This window comes from Dermacoccus nishinomiyaensis, from assembly GCF_900447535.1.
Taxonomy (GTDB): Bacteria; Actinomycetota; Actinomycetes; order Actinomycetales; family Dermatophilaceae; genus Dermacoccus; species Dermacoccus nishinomiyaensis.
The window spans coordinates 357,801-377,339 of the sequence record NZ_UFXX01000001.1 but is presented as its reverse complement, the minus strand read 5'-3'; the positions used below and the strand labels follow the sequence as shown (position 1 = coordinate 377,339).

The following is a 19,539-nucleotide window of genomic DNA, read 5'->3' as shown; positions in this document are numbered from 1 at the left end:
GATCGTGTACGAACTGCCTGCCTCCGTGCGCCTCGCCCTGTGGGCCACGCACGCCATCGCCGCCGATCGCCCGCTCAGCGAGGCGCTCGGCGCCGCGCTGCCCGACGTCGACGCCGTCGAGGGTGGCCTGCCGCGCCTCGAACTGTGGCGAGACCTCGGCGAACGCATCGTCTGCATCGACCTGCCCCGCCCGGGGCTCCACGGCGGTTTGCTGCCGCCCGGCGGACCCGCGACGCAGGCTGCGATAGAAGCCGGAGAATGCCTGTTCGTGCCGTCGCTCGGCGGGGTTCTCGTGCCGCGGCTGGAGTATTACGGGCCGGCCGGTGACGAGGGCCTCAAGCTCACGCTCGAACCGCACGACAGCGACCCGATTCCGATCCACCGCCTCGAGGCACTCGCCCTGGCCGACATCGACCGGCGCTTCCGCGAGGCGTTGCTGGCGCATGTCGGGGTGCTCGAATCCCTGCAGATCGCACCGTTCCTCGGCTCCTCGGCCCGCGAGCGCGTCGACGAACGCCTCGACGGCGCGCGCTGGGCGTTGCCACCGGGCCTGCACCCGCGGGCGCTGCGCATCATCACGACGGCCGGCCTCGTCGTCGCCGCCCTCGACGAGGCACTGACGACGAGCGGCGGCCTCGACGCGGGTAGCGTCGCAGCGCGCGAGCGCACGCTGCGCTCCCTGCTCGACGAGGCCGAACTCGCTCTCGCACAGGCCGCGACGGCGGCTGCCATCGGCCTCGCACACGACGCTGCCCGCCCTCGATGAGGACGGGCAGCGTTGATCGCGCGTTGCGGTGTGCTCAGAGCGGCGTGTCTCCGGCAATGACGTATCAGGCCGTACGGGAGCCTTCGAGCACCGTCGCGTAGACCTGCTGGGTGCGCTCGGCGATCGCGTCCCACCCGAAGTGCTCGACGGCGCGCTGACGCCCGGCTCGACCCCGTCGGCGGGCCTCTTCGACGTCGGAGGTCGCCTCGGTGAGGGCGCGCGCCAGATCGGCGACGAACGTATCGGGGTCGACGGGCGTACCCGTTCCGTCGTTCACCTGCTCGATCGGCACGAGCCAGCCCGTCTCGCCGTCGACGACGACCTCGGGGATGCCGCCCGTCGCGGTTGCGACGACGGCCGCTTCGCATGCCATCGCCTCGAGGTTCACGATGCCGAGGGGTTCGTACACCGACGGGCAGACGAACGTCGTGGCCTGCGACAGCAGCGCGACGACCTCCTCGCGCGGCAGCATGTCGGGAATCCACACGACGCCGTCGCGCTCGGCGCGCAGCTGGTCGATGAGGCCCTCGACCTCGGCGAGGATCTCGGGGGTGTCGGGCGCGCCCGCGCAGAACACGAGCTGCACGTTCGCAGGCACCTGACGCATCGCACGCAGCAGGAACGGCACGCCCTTCTGACGCGTGATGCGCCCGACGAACACGATGCTCGGACGCTCGGGGTCGACCCCATGACGGCGCGCGATCTCGAAGGCGGCGTCGCTGCGGTCGGGCGCCCAGGCCTGTGCGTCGATGCCGTTGTGGACGACATGGACCTTCGCCGGGTCGAGCTGCGGGTAGCTCGCGAGGACGTCCTTGCGCATGCCCTCGGAGACGGCGATGACGGCGGCCGCGCCCTCGTAGGCGGTGCGTTCGATGAAGGAGGAGATCGCGTAGCCGCCGCCGAGCTGTTCGGCCTTCCATGGCCGCATCGGCTCGAGGCTGTGCGCGCTCACGACGTGCGGGATGCCGTGGAGCATCGAGGAGAGGTGGCCGGCGAAGTTGGCGTACCAGGTGTGCGAGTGCACGACGTCAGCGCCGGCGACGGCGGGCACCATCGTCAGGTCGACGCCGAGGGTCTTGAGGGCGCCGTTCGCGTCGGCGAGTTCGGGAAGGTCGGGAAAGCCCTGCGTGCCCGGCTCGTCGATCGGTTCGCCGAACGCGCGGACCTGGGTGTCGATTCCGCTGCTGCGCAGCGCCTTGACGAGCTCGGCCACGTGCACGCCGGCCCCGCCGTAGATGTTGGGCGGATATTCCTTGGTCAGGATGTCGACTCTCACCCCATGAACGTTATCCGCGCCGGGGGGTGTGAGGGAAGCCACGTCGGGGCATATTCTCGTCACATGCCAAACCGTGGAGGCCCCAAGATTCTCGCCATCGCCCTCGCCGGCGGCGAGGGCAAACGTCTCATGCCGCTGACGGCGGACCGGGCCAAGCCCGCCGTGCCGTTCGGTGGCATCTACCGCCTCATCGACTTCGCGCTGAGCAACCTCGTCAACTCGAACTACCTGCACATCGTCGTGCTGACGCAGTACAAGTCGCACAGCCTCGATCGTCACGTCACCACGACGTGGCGCATGAGCTCCCTGCTCGGCAACTACGTGACGCCGGTGCCCGCGCAGCAGCGTGTCGGCAAGAACTGGTACCTCGGTTCGGCCGACGCGATCTACCAGAGCCTCAACCTCATCCACGACGAGAAGCCCGACTACGTCGTCGTCGTCGGCGCCGACCACGTCTACCGCATGGACTTCGCGGACATGGTTGATGCGCACATCGCCTCGGGTGCTAAGGCGAGCGTCGCCGCGATCCGTCAGCCCATCTCGCTCGCCGACCAGTTCGGCGTCATCGACGTCGACCCGCAGAACCCGGCGCGCATCCGCGCCTTCCTCGAAAAGCCCACCGACCCGCAGGGGCTGCCGGACAGCCCCGACGAGGTGCTCGCCTCGATGGGCAACTACGTCTTCTCCACCGACGCGCTCATCGAGGCGGTCACACGTGATGCCGACCTGGAGGACAGCAAGCACGACATGGGCGGCGACATCATCCCCGCCTTCGTCGAGCGGGGTGAGGCGTTCGTCTACGACTTCAAGGACAACGAGATCCCGGGCGCGGAGGACCGCGACCGCGGGTACTGGCGCGACGTCGGCACGATCGACTCCTACTTCGACGCCCAGATGGACCTCGTCTCGATCCACCCGATCTTCAACCTCTACAACGACCGCTGGCCGATCCACACGACGTCCGGCATGAGCCTGCCGCCCGCGAAGTTCGTCCATGGCAGCCACGGGCGCACCGGCACCGCCGTCGACTCGATCGTCTCCCCCGGCTGCATCATCTCCGGCGCGACGGTCAGCCACTCGGTGCTCTCGCCCATCGTCGTCGTGCGCTCGTTCAGCGACATCGACTCCTCGATCCTGCTCGACGGCGTCAAGGTCGGACGCTCGTGCATCGTGCGCCGCGCCATCATCGACAAGGACGTGACGCTGCCCGAGGGCACCCACGTCGGCATCGACCACGACGCCGACCGCGCCCGCGGCTTCACCGTCACCGACTCCGGCATCGTCGTCGTCGGCAAGGGCACCGTCGTGACCCCCTGATCGAGCTACGCCCCTGGGGGTGAGGCCGATTCGCGCTCGGGCGCGGGTCGGCCTCACGTCGTGAACACCGGATGCGAACGCGGCGCCTTCACGCTATGAATGAGGGGTGAACAACGACGCGCGCCGCACCGACCTGTTGGGCCTGACGTTCCAGGGCACCGACTCCCCCGGGCTGTTCCACGAGCTCACCGACGCGATGACGAAGTTCGGCGTCGAGATCGTCGACGTCGGCCAGGCCGTCCTCGGCGGTGGCATCACGCTGTCGTTCCTCGTCAGCGCAGCCGAACCCGACGAACTCGTCCTCGAGATGAAGCGCCTCGCCCGCCTGCGCTCGCTCGCCCTGACGCTCGCCGAGGGCATGAGCGACGACGTCGTGCGCCTGCCCGGACGCGCCGTCGTCACGCTGCTCGCACCGACGCTGCCCGCCGAGGCCCTCGCGGAGATCTCGGCCGAGGTCGTCCACCACGGCGGCAACATCGACCGCGTGCGCCGCCTCGCGCGCACGCCGGTCACCGCGATCGAGCTCGACGTCTCGGGCGTCGAGGTCATCGAGCTTCGCCGCCGGGTGCTCGAGGCCTCGCACGAGACGGGGTGTGACGCGAGCGTCGCCGAGGCCGGGCTCGCGCGCCGTGGCCGCCGACTCGTCGTCCTCGACGTCGATTCGACGCTCATCCAGGACGAGGTCATCGAACTGCTCGCCGCCCGCGCGGGCCGCGAGGCCGAGGTGGCGGAGGTGACCGAGCGCGCCATGCGCGGCGAGATCGACTTCGCCGAATCGCTGCACGAACGCGTCGAGGCCCTCGCGGGGCTACCCGCGAGCGTGCTCGACGAGGTGCGCGCCGAGATCCGCCTCACGCCCGGCGCCCGCACGCTCGTGCGCACCCTCAAGCGGCTCGGCTTCACCGTCGGCGTCGTCTCCGGCGGCTTCATCGAAGTCGTCGCGCCCCTCGCCGCCTCCCTCGGCATCGACCACGCGCGCGCCAACACCCTCGAGATCGTCGACGGCGCGCTGACCGGGCGAGTCCTCGGCGACGTCGTCGACCGCGAGGGCAAGGCACGTGCGCTCGCCGCGTTCGCCGAGGCCGAGCACCTGCCGCTGGAGCGCACCGTCGCGATCGGCGACGGCGCCAATGACCTCGACATGCTCGCCCTCGCGGGCCTCGGCATCGCCTTCAATGCCAAGCCCGTCGTGCGGGCGCAGGCGGACGCCTCTGTCAACGTCCCATACCTCGACAGTGTCCTGTTCTTCCTCGGCATCAGCCGCGACGACATCGAGGAAGCCGACGACCTCGACGCGCTCGAGACGCCCGATGGTGCGACCGTCATGCTCGACGCGACGGACGTGGACGCCGCTGCGGCGACGCAGCGTGACGCCTAACATATGGCGCATGCCTGAACGTAGCGACCCCCGACGCTCCCTGCTCATCATCGGCGGCGCCGAGGACAAGATCGGCCGTGTGACCATCCTGCGCCGCTTCGTGCGCCTCGCCGGCGGCCGCAAGTCGAACATCGTCGTCATCCCGACGGCATCGTCGATGGCGGACGAGGTCATCGAGGTGTACTCGACCGTCTTCACACGCCTCGGCTGCCCGAGCGTGGGCAGCGTCGACCCGCAGTCGCGCGTCGACTCATCCTCAGAAGAACTCGTCGAGCGCATCGACGCCGCGAGCGGCATCTTCATCTCCGGCGGCAACCAGCTCAAGCTGAGCCAGCTCATCGTCGGCACGCCCCTCGGCAAGGCCATCCTGCGCGCCCACGAGCGCGGCGCCGTCATCGCCGGCACGAGCGCCGGCGCGTCGATCATGAGCCAGTTCATGATCTCGATGGGCGAGGAGGGCGTGACGCCCCGTCAGCGCGCGAGCCAGCTGACGCAGGGCCTCGGCCTCGTGCCGGGCGTCATCATCGACCAGCACTTCGACCAGCGCTCGCGCTACGGGCGCCTGCTCTCCCTCGTCGCCGGCTCACCGAGCCTGCTCGGCATGGGCATCGACGAGGACACCGCCGCGGAGATCACGAACGGACGGGAGATGACGATCATCGGCTCCGGCGCCGTATTCGTCGTCGACGCGCGCATGGCGCAGACGGACGCGCACGAGGCACGCCGCGACGCGCCGCTGCTCGTCACCGGTGCCGTCGTGCACTCGCTGCCCTACGGGGCGACCTTCGACCTGGAGACGGCCACGCTGACCGACTTCGTCGAACAGCACGCCGACGTCGCGGTCACCGCGGCGAAGGACCAGCACGACACCGCGACCGCTGCCGCCGCGCTGCGTCACTGATCGCGTCCACGTCGTTTCGAGGGGAAGAACAGAACATGACCGTCATCGACATCCCGCAGGCACCGGGCCCCATCGAGCCGTCGCTGCGCATCGTCAGCACGCGCGTCTACCGCGGCCCGAACGTGTGGTCCTACGACCCCGCGATCCACCTCGTCGTCGATCTCGGCGTGCTCGAGTACTACCCGACGCACGCGATCCCCGGCTTCGCGGATCGCCTCGTCGAACTCTTCCCCGGCCTGCAGCACCACTCGTGCTCGCGTGGCAAGGAGGGCGGCTTCGTCGAGCGCCTCCACGAGGGCACCTGGCTCGGCCACGTCGCCGAGCACCTCGCGCTGCAGCTGCAGCAGGAGGCCGGGCACGACGTGCGCCGCGGCAAGACGCGCGGAGTCAAGGGCGAGGAGGGGCGCTACAACGTCGTCTACGCCTACCTCGAGGAGAGCGTCGGCATTGCCGCCGGCCAGCTCGCCGTGCGCATCGTCAACCACGTCGTGCACCCCGAGGACGGCTTCGACGTCGAGGCCGCGCTCGAGACGTTCCACGCCCTCGTGCAGCGCCGCGCGTTCGGCCCGTCGACGCAGGCGATCATCGACGAGGCCGTCAGCCGCGACATCCCGTGGACGCGCCTCAACGGCGCCTCCCTCGTTCAGCTCGGCCAGGGCGTGCACGCCCAACGCATCCGCGCGACGATGACGAGCCGCACGTCGGCCCTCGCCGTCGACATTGCGTGCGACAAGAGCCTGACGCTCGACCTGCTCGGCTCGGCCGGGCTGCCGGTGCCGAAGTCGGAGGTCGTGCGCACGCGTGAGGGCGCGATCCAGGCGGCTCGCGAGATCGGCTTCCCCGTCGTCGTCAAGCCGCTCGACGGCAACCACGGCCGCGGCGTGTGCCTGGACCTCACCGACGACGAGGCCGTCAGCGAGGCCTACGACATCGCGATGGCGCAGAGCCGGCGCGGCGTGCTGCAGGTCGAGTCGTTCGTCACCGGCAAGGACTACCGCTGCCTCATCATCGACGGCAGGATGGCGGCCATCGCCGAACGCGTGCCCGCGCACGTCGTCGGTGACGGCGAGCACACCGTCGACGAGCTCATCGAACTGACGAACGCCGACCCGCGGCGCGGCTACGGGCACGAGAAGGTGCTGACGAAGATCAAGGTCGACGACGCCGCCCGCGACCTCGTCGCCGACCAGGGCTACGCGATGGACGCCGTCGTGCCCGAGGGCGAGACGGTGAAGCTCGCGCTGACGGGCAACATGTCGACCGGGGGCATCTCGATCGACCGCACCATGGACGCGCATCCCGACAATGTCGAGATCGCCGAGGAGGCCGCGCGCCTCATCGGCCTCGACGTCGCGGGCATCGACTTCATCTGCCCCGACATCACCGTCCCTGTACGTGAGACCGGCGGCGCCATCTGCGAGGTCAACGCCGCGCCGGGTTTCCGCATGCACACCCACCCGACGGTCGGTGAGCCGCAGTTCATCGCCAAGCCGGTCGTCGACCTGTTGTTTCCGCCCGGCTCACCCTCGCGCGTGCCGATCGTCGCCGTCACCGGCACGAACGGCAAGACGACGACGTCGCGGATGCTCGCGCACATCATGAAGGGCCTCGGCAAGAAGGTCGGCATGACCTCGACCGACGGCATCGTCATCGACGAACGCCTGCTCATCACGCGTGATGCTTCCGGCCCCAAGTCAGCGAAGATGGTGCTGCAGAACCCGCGCGTCGACTTCGCGGTGCTCGAGGTGGCGCGCGGCGGCATCCTGCGCGAGGGCCTCGGCTACGACCGCAACGACATCGCCGTCGTCACCAACATCCAGAGCGACCACCTCGGCATGCGCGGCATCAACTCGCTCGAAGATCTCGCGAACGTCAAGCAGGTCATCGTCGAGGCCGTCCCGCGCGACGGGTTCGCCGTCCTCAACGCCGACGACGAGTACGTGCGCCGCATGCGACGCGTGTGCCGCGGCACGATCGTGTGGTTCTCGATGGAGGCGCCCGGTAGTCGCGTGCGCCAGTTCATCGACGAGCGCTGCGTGCGTGGCGACCGCGCCGTCGTGCTCGAGCCGACGGACAAGGGCGAGATGATCGTCCTCAAGCAGGGCCGACGCTCCATGCAGCTCGCGTGGACGCACCTGCTGCCGAGCACGTTCAACGGCGCTGCGCGCATGAACGTCGCCAACGCCCTCGCCGCGGCCGGCGCCGCGTTCGCCGCGGGTGCCCCGCTGCACGACATCCGCCAGGGGCTGCGCACGTTCACGACGAGCTACTACCTCTCCCCCGGCCGCCTCAACCGCATCGAGGTCGACCACGCCGAGGTGTTCGTCGATTACTGCCACAACCCGGCCGGTCTGCAGCTGCTCGGCGAGTTCGTCGACCGCTACGTCGCCGGCAAGAACAAGTCGACGCGCGTGCAGCGCACCGTCGTCGTCGGCGCCGCCGGGGATCGACGGGACCAGGACATCCGCGAGATGGGCGAACTGGCCGCGAAGTGGTTCGACCACGTCATCATCCGCGAGGACGACAACCTGCGGCGCCGCGCGCCCGGCGAGACCGCAGCCCTCGTCGCCGAAGGTGCCCAGCAGGCGATCGACTCGGGTGAGGCACGCGCCGCGAGCGTCGAGACCGTGCTCGACGAACTCGAGGCGACGCAGGTGGCGATCGACTCAGCGCGCGCCGGCGACCTCGTCGTCATCTGCGCCGACAAGCACGCCCGTGTCATGGCCGCGCTCGAGGACCTGACGCACCTCGCGACGCCCGGCGCCCACGCCGACGAGGCCGCTCACCCCGGCGACCCCGACTTCAGCCGCGACGCCGTGTTCGAGTCGCCCGAGGACGACGTGATCGACGAACTCCTGCCCAGCAGCTGACGCCGGCACACGACGAACGCCGGCCGCGATCCTGTGTGATCGCAGCCGGGGTTCGTCGTGTGGCGGCCGCTTGTCCGTGTTCCGGTCGCCTCGGCGAGCATGCCGTCAGGGCGACTCGAGCAGTGCCTTGAGGCTCGTCGCCATGTCGCCGAAGACACTCGGTGACGTGTCGTGCGACGCCGCTCGTTCGAGCGCGTCGATGGCGATACGGACGTCGTCGCGTGCCTCGTCGGGCACCGAATCGATGGGGGCGTCGCCGCTGCCGCGGGCGGCCCGCACCTTGCGGCGGATCTCGCGTGGGCCGTCCGTCGTCGCGCCGTGCTCGAGCAGCCACGCGTGCAGTTCGGCCTGGTGGCTGTGCGTCATGACGGCGACGACGTCACCGTCGTGGGCAACGTCGAGCAAGCCACGCAGACCGTCGAGTTCGGTCTCGTGGCTCGCCTCCGCGTGCGCGCCCACATGCGACAGCCCATCGCGCAGGTGCTTCTCGAGGTCCTCCATCGTGCGACCGCGCAGGTAGTGCTCCTTGTGCACGACGTGGACGACGTCGGCGCCGCGCCCGGCGAGTTCGCCGAGGGCGACGAGGATCTCGTCGCTGCGATCGCCGCCGGTGCCGAGGCCGAGCAGCAGCCGCGAGCCGGGCGCGACTAGGCCGCGGCCGACGTCGAGCAGGGCCTCGAGGCCACCTTCGTTGTGCGCCATGTCGACGATCACGCTCGCTTGCTGATCTGCCCCGAGCGGGAGGCTGTAGACGTTCATGCGCCCCGGGTTGAGCGTCGCGTCGGGCGCGAAGGTCTTGAGGCCCTGGACGACGGCGCTGCGCGGCAGGCCAAGCGCGAGCGCCCCCGCTGCTCCCGCGAGCGCGTTGGCGACGTTGTGGCGCGACAGCCCGGCGAGCGTCATCGGTACGTCGTCGAGGCTGACGAGCATGTCGATGCCGCCGTCCTCGATGCACGCGATGAAGCCGTCGATGACGGTGAACGCCTTGCCGCGCGCCGCGCGCACCTCGCGGATGCAGGGGGCGTTGGGGTCGAGAGTGAACGCGACGAGCTGGGCGGGGGTGCCGACGCGCATCGCCCACACGCGCGGGTCGTCCCCGTTGAGCACGCACCAGCCGGAGGGTCGCGTCACCTTCGTGATGATCGCCTTGACCTCGGCGAGCTGGTCGACGGTGTTGATGCCGCCGCTGCCGAGGTGGTCGGACGTGACGTTCGTGACGACGCTGACGTCGTTGTACGGCACGCCCATGCCGCGGTTGAGCAACCCGCCGCGCGCGGTCTCGAGCACCGCGACCTCGAGCCCCGGCGTCGCGAGGACGGCCTGCGCGCCGGCCGGGCCGGAGTAGTCGCCATGCTCGATGTGCTCACCCATGACGAGGACGCCGTCCGTCGAGCTCCACGCCGTCGTGCGCCCGGCCGTCATCGCGATGTGCGCGACGAGGCGCGTCGTCGTCGTCTTGCCGTTCGTGCCGGTGATCGAGATGACGGGGACGCGCGGCCGCGGCAGCGTCTCGCGCGGTCCCTGCTCGGCGTCTCTCACGTCGGCGGCGGCGCGCACACAGGCGCCGTTCGCGCGCTCGGTGTCGAGCAGATCGTCGAGGGCACGCGCGATGGCGCGCCCCAGTGCACGGCCACGTTCGCGCCGGTTCCACGGGAAGGCGACGACGTACTCGCCCGGCTCCTCCCCGTGGCGCACGCGCACGCCAAGACGGCCCGTGCCGCTCAGTTGAGCGATCTGACGCGTCACGACCTCCGCGAGGCGCATGACGCACCGGTCGCGCACGGGCCCGCCTGGTTCGCCGATCTTGGGGCGGCGGGAATCGAGGGCCCGAAACGCAGCGGAGACTGTCTCCTCGGGGGCCGCGCACCACGCCCCCAGGTCGAGGGTCGTCTTGATCGCCTGACGGGTGAAGTAGAGGTTGGGGCCATCGAGAACACGGTTGCCGAGCAACTCGACTCGCGCGTGCGCCGGTTCAGGAGTCATGGGCGAAAGCGTAGGCGTCCGGCGAGCGGGGCGCACCCACGGGACACGGGTTGGACGAGGCCGGCCCTGGTCCTACTGCCCCATCGCGTGCACGCCGCCGTCGACGTGGACGATCTCGCCGGTGGTCGCCGGGAACCAGTCGGACAGTAGCGCCGCGCAGGCGCGCGCGGCGGGCACCGGGTCGCCGACGTTCCACCCGAGCGGCGCGCGCTCGTCCCAGGTCTGCTCGAACTGCTCGAAGCCCGGGATGGACTTCGCGGCGGTCGTACGGATCGGGCCGGCAGCGACGAGGTTGCTGCGCAGCCCCTTGGGGCCGAGGTCGCGCGCGAGGTAGCGGTTGGTCGACTCGAACGCCGCCTTGGCGACGCCCATCCAGTCGTAGACGGGCCAGGCGAACTTCGCGTCGAACGTCAGCCCGACGATCGCGCCCCCCGGCGACATGAGGGGTTCGCAGGCGGCGGCCAGGGCCTTGAGCGAGTACGCGGACGCGTGCAGCGCCGTCGAGACGTCCTCCCACGTCGCGCTCATGAAGTCGAACGCGCCCTGGGGCGCGAAGCCGACCGAGTGCAGCACGCCGTCGAGTTCGCCGACGAGGGGGCGCAGACGCTCGGCGAGCGTGTCGAGGTGCTCGGTGTTCGTCACGTCGAGTTCGACGACCTCGACGGGTTGCGGCAGGCGCCGACTGATCGTCTGGGTGATCTTCATCGTGCGCCCGAAGCTCGTGAGGACGACGTGCGCGCCCTCCTCCTGCGCGATGCGCGCGACGTGGAACGCGATCGAGGAGTCCATGAGGACACCGGTGATGAGGAGCGTCTTGCCTTCGAGCAGACCCATGGCCGGCCTTTCGTGATGGTGCGGGAACTGGGGGCGTGCGTGCGCGGGTGACTGGCGGGTGGCCGCCGGTCAGTGACCCATGCCGAGGCCACCGTCGACGGGGATCACGGCGCCGTTGATGTAGGCCGAGTCGTCGGAGGCGAGGAACGCGACGGCCGCGGCGACCTCGTCGGGCTGCGCGAACCGACCCGCCGGGATCGTCGCCTTGTACGCCGCCTGACGCTCGTCGGGCAGTGCGGCCGTCATGTCGGTCTCGATGAAGCCGGGCGCGACGACGTTCGCGGTGATGCCGCGCCCGCCGAGCTCACGCGCGATGGAGCGGGCGAGGCCGACGAGCCCGGCTTTCGACGCGCTGTAGTTGGTCTGGCCCGCGGAGCCGAACAGGCCGACGACGCTGGAGACGAAGATGATGCGCCCGCCCTTGCGCCGGATCATGCCCGTCGACGCCGCACGAGCGCAGCGGAAGGCGCCGGCGAGGTTGGTGTCGACGACGTTCTCGAAGGAGTCGTCGCTCATGCGCATGAGCAGGCCGTCGTCGGTGATACCGGCGTTGGCGACGACGACCTCGATCGGCCCGCCGGCGATCTGCGCGGCCTTCGCGAACGCCGCGTCGACCGATTCGGAGTTCGACACGTCACCCGTGACGGCCGGGATGCCCTCGACGTCTTCACCGGAGCGCGACATGATGACGACGGCGTCCCCCTGCGCCTGGAAGCGTCGCGCGATGGCGAGCCCGATGCCGCGGTTGCCCCCGGTGACGAGGACGGTGCGGCGGCGCGACGGGGCGCTGGTGGTCTCGGGCGAGGTGGGCATGCGGACCTTCCGGGATGGGGCGGTGTGTTCTTCGTCGCACGCTATCGACTACCCCCGGGTAGACCAATCCGGGGCGTTTCGGGCAGCCGGGGGCCCTCGAATACAGTGAGGCCATGGCGGATCAGGGGCAGCGACGGCTCTCGGCCACGAGCCTGCCCGAATCGGCGCAGGACGATCAGCGCCGCCGCATTCGCGGCTATCTCATCTCGATGGGCATCAGGACGGTGTGCTTCATCGCCGCCGTCCTCACCTGGTCACCCCTTCGCCCTCTCAGCCTCGTGTTCTTCGCCCTCGCCGCGATCCTGCCGTACGTCGCCGTCGTCTTCGCGAACGCGACGGGCAAGCGTCGCATCGACACGATGGGCGCCGTCACACCACCACCGGTGCCACACAAGGAGATCCATGGATCTGCGCGCGAACCTCGCTGATTCCGCCCCCGGTGACGAACCCGGCACCGCATTTCCGGCGCTGCGCTGCAGCGCGAAGGGCTGCCGCGCCGAGGCAACCTGGGCGCTGCGCTGGAACAACCCCACGCTGCACACGCCCGAGCGGCGCAAGGTGTGGCTCGCCTGCGACGAGCACGAGCCGACACTGCGCGAGTTCCTGTCGATGCGCGGTTTCCACCGCGACACCGTGCGGCCGGCCGAGCTGCGCGCCACCGACGGCTGAGGCGGCCGCCCACGCGACGTTCAGCGCCCGTCGATAGGCTGGTGCGGTGCTGAGACTTCTCACGACCCGACGTTGGCTGACCTGGCTCCTCGTGGCCACGTTGTGGGCGACGTTGTGCGTCATTGCCGGGTTCTGGCAGTGGGGGCGCTGGGAGGACAAGAGCACGGTCCAGAACCGCATCGACGCCAACTATGACGCGACCCCCACCCCGATGAGCCGCGAGCTGAGCACCTCGCGGCCGCCGGCGAAGTCGGACGAGTGGAAGCAGGTCACCGGGCGCGGCCACTACGTCGGCGAACCACTCTTGGTGCGCAACCGCCCCGGCCCCGGCGGCGATTTCGGCTACGAGACGCTCGGCGTGTTCGAGGTCGACGGGATGAAGGTCGTCGTCGACCGCGGGTGGGTCGCGAACGGCGAGACCGCGGCGCGCCCCGCGTCGATCCCGCAGGCACCGACGGGCGAGGTGACGCTGACGGGCTGGGTCCGCCCGAGCGAGAAATCGTTGGGCCGCGCCGAGGTGAACGGTCAGGTCTCGTCGATCTCCGTCGCTGACGTGGAGCGTGCCACCGGCGCGACGCTCGCGCAGGGGTACGTCCGAATGCGTTCGGAGAAGCTGGCCGACGGCTCGACACCGCCGCGGCCCGCCGCGCTCGACCGGCCGTCGCAGGGTTCCGCGGCCGGCATCAACCTCAGCTACGCGCTGCAGTGGTGGCTCGGTGCGATCGCCGGGTATGCCTTCGTCCTGCTGCGTGCACGCCGTGAGTACCTGGACTCGCTGGAGTTGGCGGACGAGGCACCGGTGGCGCATGACACCGAGGCAGGCGGTGACAGCGCCTCGGCGACAGGTTTCACAGAGACCGGATCCACGACACCCGCCCGCCCGACGAAGAAGCCCGCGAAGAAACCCCGCCCGCGCAAGCAGCGCATCTGGGACGAGGAGGACGCCTGAGCGCGTCCCCTTCACGAGGGGCGGGCGGCGTGTTCCGCACACGCGCCGGACGTGCCACGATGGTGACATGGATTGTGGACTGAACGGCCGTAGCTACGTCGTCACCGGTGCCTCGTCGGGCCTGGGCTTCGCGAGCGCGCAGGCGCTGGCCGCTGACGGTGCCGACCTCGTCATCGCCTCTCGCGATCAGGAGCGCATCGACGACGCCGCCGCGCGGCTCGACTCGCCCGCGGGGGTGCGCGCCGTCGTCGCCGACCTCGCGGACGAGTCTGCTGCGCAGCGACTCGTCGCCACGGCGCAGGAAGCCTACGGACGCCTCGACGGCGCCGTCATCTCCGTCGGCGGCCCGCCCGCCGGCCGCCTCGAGGACACGAGCGAACAGCAGTGGCGTGACGCGTTCGAGAGCGTCTTCCTCGGTGGGCTGCGCATGGCCCGCGCCGTGCTCGACACGCCCTTCGACCCCGCCTCGGGCATGGCGGTGACGCTCGTGCTGTCGTCGTCAGTGAAGTCGCCCATCCCGGGCCTCGCCATCTCCAACGGGCTGCGTCCAGGCCTCGCGATGGCGGCCAAGACCCTCGCCGACGAGTACGGCCCGCGCGGCGGGCGCGTCAACGTCCTGCTGCCGGGGCGCATCGACACCGACCGCGTCAAGAGCCTCGACGCCGGTACGGGAGATGCGGAGGCGTCGAAGGCGAAGGCCGAGGCGGGCATCCCACTGGGGCGTTACGGCACGCCGGAGGAGTTCGGCCGCGTCGCCGCGTTCGTCACGAGCCCGGCCGCGTCCTACCTCACGGGCATCGCGATCCCCGTCGACGGCGGGGCGCTGCGCACGCTCTGAAGCGCGCTCAGTCCTCCTTGAACTGGGTCGCGTGCAGCTGGGCGTAGAGCCCACCGGTGGCGAGCAGCTCCCGGTGCGTGCCGGTCTGCACGACGCGGCCGGCCTCGAGGACCACGATGACGTCCGCGTCGCGCACCGTCGAGAGGCGGTGGGCGATGACGAACGACGTCCGCCCGACGAGCGCGTTCGCGAGTGCCGCCTGCACCGCGGCTTCTGACTCGCTGTCGAGGTGCGCGGTCGCCTCGTCGAGGATGACGACGTCGGGCGCCTTGAGCAGCAGCCGTGCGATGGCGAGGCGCTGCTTCTCCCCGCCGGAGAGGCGGTGTCCACGATCGCCGACGACCGTGTCGAGCCCGAGCGGCAGCCGCTCGACGAGGCTCCACACGTGCGCGGCACGGAGGGCGCTTTCCAGGTCGTCGTCGGTGCTGTCGGGACGGGCGTAGAGGAGGTTGGCGCGCACGGTGTCGTGGAACATGTGCGCCTCCTGCGTCACGACGCCGATGCGGTCGCGGACGGAGGCGAGGCTCGCCTCGCGCAGGTCGAGCCCGCCGACGCGCACGGCACCGGACGTGGGGTCGAACAGACGCGGCACGAGGTTCGTCAGCGTCGTCTTGCCTGCGCCACTGGGCCCGACGAGCGCGACGAGCGCCCCGGCGGGCACGTCGAGGTCGATGCCGCGCAGCACGTCCTCTCCCCCGCGTCTGTCCCCCGTCACGTTCGCCTCGAGGGATTCGAGCGAGACGACGTCGGCGTCCGGGTAGGCGAAGGTGACGTCGTCGAACCTCACGCCCAGTGGCCCGTCAGGAAGCGCCCGGGCGGAGGGTGATTCGCGCACGAGCGGTTCGAGATCGAGCACCTCGAATACGCGCTCGAACGAGACCATCGCGGCCATGACGTCGACGCGGACGTTCGACAGCGCCGTCAGTGGTGCGTAGAGGCGCCCGAGCAGCGCTGCGAGCGCGAGCAGGGTGCCGACCGTCATCGCGCCGTCGACCGCGAGCACCCCGCCGAGGCCGTAGACGAGCGCGGTCGCGAGGGAGGCCATGAGGGTGAGCGCGACGAGGAACATGCTGCGCTGCGCGGCGATCGAGACACCGATGTCGCGCACGCGTGCGGCGCGGGCGTCGTACTGCGCCGATTCCTCGTCCGGGCGCCCGAAGAGCTTGACGAGCAGCGCACCCGCGACGTTGAACCGCTCCGTCATCCGCGCGCCGAGTTCGGCGTTCAACGTCATCTGCTCGCGCGTCAGACCGGCCAGACGGCGGCCGAGGAAGCGCGTCGGCAGCAGGAACAACGGCACGAGGACAAGGGCGGCCAGCGTCAGCTGCCATGACAAGGACGTCATCGCGACGAGCAGCACGACGAGGCTCACGGCATTGCTGACGACCGTCGACAACGTCGTCGTGAACGCCTGCTGCGCACCGACGACGTCAGAGTTGATGCGCGTGACGAGGGCACCCGTCTGCGCCCGCGTGAAGAACGCGATGGGTTGGGCGAGCACGTGGCGGAACACGTCGGCGCGCAGGTCGAAGATGAGACCCTCGCCGAGGCGCGCTGACAGCCAGCGCTGCGTGATCGTGACGCCCGCGCTGAGCACGGCGACGAGCGCGACGGCGAGTGAGAGCCACACGACGACGTCGCGATGTCGCGGCACGACACCGTCGTCGATGATGTGCTTGAGCAGCAGCGGTGACGCGACGACCATGACGGCGTCGAGCACGACGAGGACGAGGAACGCCGCGATCGTGCGGCGATAACCGCGGGCGTAGCCCGCCACGCGGCGCACCGTGCCGGGGGCGAGACGCTGATCCTTGACGCTCGAGTCGCGTGACATCGAGCGCATCATCTGCCAGCCGGCGCCCATGGACATGTGAGCTCCTCAGGCCAGCGAGATGAGGTCGGCGTAGTCGGGGCCCCACAGATCCTCGACGCCATCGGGCAGCAGCAGGATGCGTTCGGGTTCGAGAGCCTCGACGGCGCCGTCGTCGTGGCTGACGAGGACGACCGCGCCCTCGTAGCCGCGCAGCGCGCCCAGGATCTCCTCGCGGCTGGCCGGGTCGAGGTTGTTCGTCGGTTCGTCGAGCAGCAGGACGTTGGCCGCGGACACGACGAGCAGCGCGAGCGACAGGCGCGTCTTCTCACCACCGGAGAGCACGCCGGCTGGCTTCTCGACGTCGTCGCCGGAGAACAGGAACGAGCCGAGCACCTTGCGCACCTCGGTCTCGCCGAGATCGGGCGCGGCGGACTTCATGTTGTCGAGGACGCTGCGCTCGACGTCGAGGTTCTCGTGCTCCTGCGCGTAGTAGCCGATCTTCAGCCCGTGGCCGGCGATGATCCGGCCCGTGTCGGGTGCGTCGACGCCGGCGAGCATCCGCAGCAGCGTCGTCTTGCCGGCACCGTTGAGACCGAGGACGACGACCTTCGAGCCGCGGTCGATGGCGAGGTCGACGTCGGTGAAGATCTCGAGCGATCCGTACGAGCGCGAGAGCCCCTCGGCCATGAGCGGCGTCTTGCCGCACGGCGACGGCTTCGGGAAGCGCAGCTTCGCGACCTTGTCCTGCTGACGCTCGCCCTCGAGGCTGCCGAGCAGGCGCTCGGCGCGCTTGGCCATGTTCTGCGCCGCGGTCGCCTTCGACGCCTTCGCGCGCATCTTGTCGGCCTGCGCCATGAGCGCTCCGGCCTTCTTCTCCGCGTTCTGACGCTCGCGCTTGCGACGCTTCTCGTCCTGCTCACGCGCCTGCAGGTAGGCCTTCCAGCCGACGTTGTACTGGTCGAGCTCGGCGCGGTTGGCGTCGAGGTGGAAGACCTTGGTGACGACGGCGTCGAGCAGTTCGACGTCGTGGCTGATGACGATGAGCCCGCCCTTGTACGCCTTGAGGTAGTCGCGCAGCCAATGGATCGAGTCGGCGTCGAGGTGGTTGGTCGGCTCGTCGAGCAGCAGCGTCTGCGCGCCGGAGAACAGGATGCGCGCGAGTTCGATGCGGCGTCGCTGACCACCCGAGAGCGTGCGCAGCGGCTGGGTGAGGATGCGCTCGTCGAGGGCGAGGCTGCTCGCGATCGACGAGGCCTCCGACTCCGAGGCGTACCCGCCGGCGGCGGTGAACTCGGCGTCGAGGCGCGTGTAGCGCTTCATCGCCTTCTCGCGCACGGCGTCGTCCTCGGAGGCCATGTTCGTCTCGGCGGTGCGCAGGTCGCGCGCGATGGCGTCAAGGCCGCGCGCGGACAGGATGCGGTCGCGGGCGAGGACATCGAGGTCGCCGGTGCGTGGATCCTGCGGCAGGTAGCCGACCTCGCCGGAGGTGACGACGCGGCCCGCTGCGGGGATGCCGTCTCCGGCGAGCACCTTCGTCAGCGTCGTCTTGCCGGCTCCGTTGCGCCCGACGAGGCCGACGCGGTCGCCCGGGGCGACACGGAACGTCGCGTTCTCGAGCAGGATGCGCGAGCCGGCGCGCAGTTCGATGCCTTCGGCGGTGATCACGGGTGAAATCGCTCCTTCAGGGGCGGCAGGTGCGTCGAGGTGGGCCGACGGCGGTGTGGGGCGGCGTCGGGACGCGCAGCGGCGAGGGCGCTGCGGCGGGAAGCCAACCCACGTATTCTACGAGAGATGGTGGGAGGCGGACGCAGCGTCCGCCTCGACAGACGGAGGCTCTCTTGACGTTCAACGACAACGCGCAGCTCGACACCTCGCAGGTGACCTCGGGCGGTTCAGGTGGCTTCGGTGGCGGAGGCGGTGGCATGGGCGGGGGCCCGGTCGTCGGCGGCATCGGCGGTCTCATCCTCATGCTCATCTTCGCTCTTTTCGGGCCAAACCTCACCGGCGGGCCGGACAGTTCGGGCGGCGGCAGCACCGGCTCATCGGGCAGTTCGTACGGCTCAGGCCTCAACGGCTATGCCCAGGACACGCAGGACGTGTCGGGTTCGAATGACTCCGTCGCGCAGGCGATCGAGCAGTGCAAGACGGGTGCGGACGCCAACCGTGACGACACCTGCCGCATCGTCGGCACCGTCAACGCGGTGCAGGACTACTGGGGCAGCGCGCTGCCGAAGTTCACGAACGGCCGGACGCAGTACGAGAACGTCCCGACCGTGATCTTCAGCGGGCAGACGTCCTCGGGCTGCGGTACGGCCAGCTCGCAGATGGGCCCGTTCTACTGCCCGACCGACCGCAAGGTCTACATCGACGCCGCCTTCTTCCAAGAACTGACGAACAAGTACGGTGCCGATGGCGGCGCCCTGGCGAAGGAGTACGTCGTGGCCCACGAGTACGGCCACCACGTGCAGGACCTGCTCGGTGCCCTCGGCCGCGCACAGCAGGATCCGAAGGGTGCCGAATCGGGTTCGGTGCGTACCGAACTGCAGGCCGACTGCTACGCCGGCATCTGGGTCGCCCACGCGACGGAGTCGAAGGACAAGAACGGCAACACGCTGCTCAAGCCGGTCACCGACGACGACATCAAGTCAGCGCTGTCCGCGGCGTCGGCCGTCGGTGACGACCGCATCCAGCAGAAGGCCCAGGGTCGCGTCACGCCGGAGAGCTGGACGCACGGTTCGTCGGAGGCTCGGCAGAAGTGGTTCATGACCGGCTACGAGAAGGGCGACCTCAACTCGTGTGACACGTTCAACGTCGACAGCGTCGAGTGAGGTCGTGAAAACGCTCGGACGGGTCGGAAAATTGACCAAAAGTGATTGCACGCTCAATTTGTTCCGACCGTGAGCCGACGGTAATCTTGCAGGGCCGCACCGACGTCGGTGCGGCCCTGCTTCGTCGCTGAGTCCCGTCACGAAGGCCAGGTATCACCGCATTGCGCGGAGCGACGGGAGCGGTGCACCCAGCATCCGAGCCACCTTGGTGGCTCTTGGGGTGAAGCCGGCTCAGGCCGGCCGAGAATCTAGGATCTCGAACCCGACAGGTCATGCCTCGTAAGCGCTCCTGGAGAGATCCGAC

General features: G+C 70.1%; 16 protein-coding genes and 1 riboswitch. Of the genes, 10 read left to right on the top strand and 6 right to left on the bottom strand.

What is annotated here, in order from left to right; all coding sequences use genetic code 11:
• The first annotated feature begins 4 nt into the window (after positions 1 to 4).
• A complete protein-coding gene (locus tag DYE07_RS01875; RefSeq protein ID WP_115296218.1) occupies positions 5 to 766 on the top strand; it encodes an Rv1486c family protein in 762 nt (253 codons plus the stop codon).
• 64 nt (positions 767 to 830) lie between these two features.
• Here DYE07_RS01875 and glgA read toward each other — a convergent pair whose 3' ends face one another.
• Positions 831 to 2,042 carry a glycogen synthase gene (glgA, locus tag DYE07_RS01870; RefSeq protein ID WP_074039327.1) on the bottom strand — a complete coding sequence of 404 codons (1,212 nt, stop codon included), beginning with the start codon at positions 2,040 to 2,042 and terminating at the stop codon, positions 831 to 833.
• 63 nt (positions 2,043 to 2,105) lie between these two features.
• Between glgA and glgC the strand changes: the two genes are divergently transcribed.
• The 4 genes from glgC (at position 2,106) to cphA (ending at position 8,508) form a co-directional block, all read left to right on the top strand.
• Positions 2,106 to 3,359, top strand: coding sequence for a glucose-1-phosphate adenylyltransferase (gene glgC / locus DYE07_RS01865; RefSeq protein WP_115296217.1), 1,254 nt, complete (start codon positions 2,106 to 2,108; stop codon positions 3,357 to 3,359).
• A gap of 106 nt (positions 3,360 to 3,465) precedes the next feature.
• Positions 3,466 to 4,737, top strand: a complete 1,272-nt coding sequence (gene serB, locus DYE07_RS01860) for a phosphoserine phosphatase SerB (protein ID WP_115296216.1) — start codon at positions 3,466 to 3,468, stop codon at positions 4,735 to 4,737.
• Positions 4,738 to 4,747: 10 nt separating this feature from the next.
• Positions 4,748 to 5,638: a cyanophycinase gene (locus DYE07_RS01855; protein ID WP_115296215.1), complete on the top strand. Its 891-nt coding sequence runs from the start codon at positions 4,748 to 4,750 to the stop codon at positions 5,636 to 5,638.
• Positions 5,639 to 5,673: 35 nt separating this feature from the next.
• Positions 5,674 to 8,508 (top strand): cyanophycin synthetase, encoded by a 2,835-nt coding sequence (gene cphA / locus DYE07_RS01850; protein ID WP_115296214.1) that lies wholly within the window; start codon positions 5,674 to 5,676, stop codon positions 8,506 to 8,508.
• Between the two features lie 105 nt (positions 8,509 to 8,613).
• Here the strand turns inward: cphA and DYE07_RS01845 are convergent, their stop codons facing one another.
• The 3 genes from DYE07_RS01845 to fabG form a co-directional block, all read right to left on the bottom strand.
• Positions 8,614 to 10,491, bottom strand: a complete 1,878-nt coding sequence (locus DYE07_RS01845; RefSeq protein ID WP_237723726.1) for a Mur ligase family protein — start codon at positions 10,489 to 10,491, stop codon at positions 8,614 to 8,616.
• A 72-nt stretch (positions 10,492 to 10,563) separates the two neighbouring features.
• Complete coding sequence (gene fabI, locus DYE07_RS01840; protein WP_115296213.1) at positions 10,564 to 11,325, bottom strand: enoyl-ACP reductase FabI; 762 nt, start codon at positions 11,323 to 11,325, stop codon at positions 10,564 to 10,566.
• Between the two features lie 69 nt (positions 11,326 to 11,394).
• Positions 11,395 to 12,138 (bottom strand): 3-oxoacyl-ACP reductase FabG, encoded by a 744-nt coding sequence (gene fabG, locus DYE07_RS01835; protein ID WP_115296212.1) that lies wholly within the window; start codon positions 12,136 to 12,138, stop codon positions 11,395 to 11,397.
• A gap of 113 nt (positions 12,139 to 12,251) precedes the next feature.
• Here fabG and DYE07_RS01830 point away from each other — a divergent pair, with 113 nt between their 5' ends.
• From DYE07_RS01830 to DYE07_RS01815, 4 genes are all read left to right on the top strand, one after another.
• The gene (locus tag DYE07_RS01830; protein WP_006945365.1) at positions 12,252 to 12,566 is read left to right on the top strand and encodes a DUF3099 domain-containing protein; all 315 of its coding nucleotides are present in this window, start codon (positions 12,252 to 12,254) and stop codon (positions 12,564 to 12,566) included.
• Complete coding sequence (locus DYE07_RS01825; RefSeq protein WP_006945337.1) at positions 12,541 to 12,807, top strand: hypothetical protein; 267 nt, start codon at positions 12,541 to 12,543, stop codon at positions 12,805 to 12,807. Before DYE07_RS01830 ends, DYE07_RS01825 begins: the two co-directional genes overlap by 26 nt.
• A gap of 46 nt (positions 12,808 to 12,853) precedes the next feature.
• Positions 12,854 to 13,756: an SURF1 family cytochrome oxidase biogenesis protein gene (locus tag DYE07_RS01820; RefSeq protein ID WP_115296211.1), complete on the top strand. Its 903-nt coding sequence runs from the start codon at positions 12,854 to 12,856 to the stop codon at positions 13,754 to 13,756.
• A 67-nt stretch (positions 13,757 to 13,823) separates the two neighbouring features.
• Positions 13,824 to 14,594 (top strand): SDR family oxidoreductase, encoded by a 771-nt coding sequence (locus tag DYE07_RS01815; protein ID WP_074039338.1) that lies wholly within the window; start codon positions 13,824 to 13,826, stop codon positions 14,592 to 14,594.
• 7 nt (positions 14,595 to 14,601) lie between these two features.
• Here the strand turns inward: DYE07_RS01815 and DYE07_RS01810 are convergent, their stop codons facing one another.
• On the bottom strand, positions 14,602 to 16,464 hold the full coding sequence (locus DYE07_RS01810) for an ABC transporter ATP-binding protein (protein ID WP_074039340.1): 1,863 nt from the start codon (positions 16,462 to 16,464) through the stop codon (positions 14,602 to 14,604).
• A gap of 9 nt (positions 16,465 to 16,473) precedes the next feature.
• Complete coding sequence (locus tag DYE07_RS01805; RefSeq protein WP_006945441.1) at positions 16,474 to 18,072, bottom strand: ABC-F family ATP-binding cassette domain-containing protein; 1,599 nt, start codon at positions 18,070 to 18,072, stop codon at positions 16,474 to 16,476.
• 173 nt (positions 18,073 to 18,245) lie between these two features.
• On the opposite strand from DYE07_RS01805, the gene ypfJ reads away from it, so the two are divergent.
• Complete coding sequence (gene ypfJ, locus DYE07_RS01800) at positions 18,246 to 19,235, top strand: KPN_02809 family neutral zinc metallopeptidase (RefSeq protein WP_115296210.1); 990 nt, start codon at positions 18,246 to 18,248, stop codon at positions 19,233 to 19,235.
• 115 nt (positions 19,236 to 19,350) lie between these two features.
• A riboswitch (cyclic di-AMP (ydaO/yuaA leader) is annotated at positions 19,351 to 19,536 on the top strand.
• Positions 19,537 to 19,539: the final 3 nt, after the last annotated feature.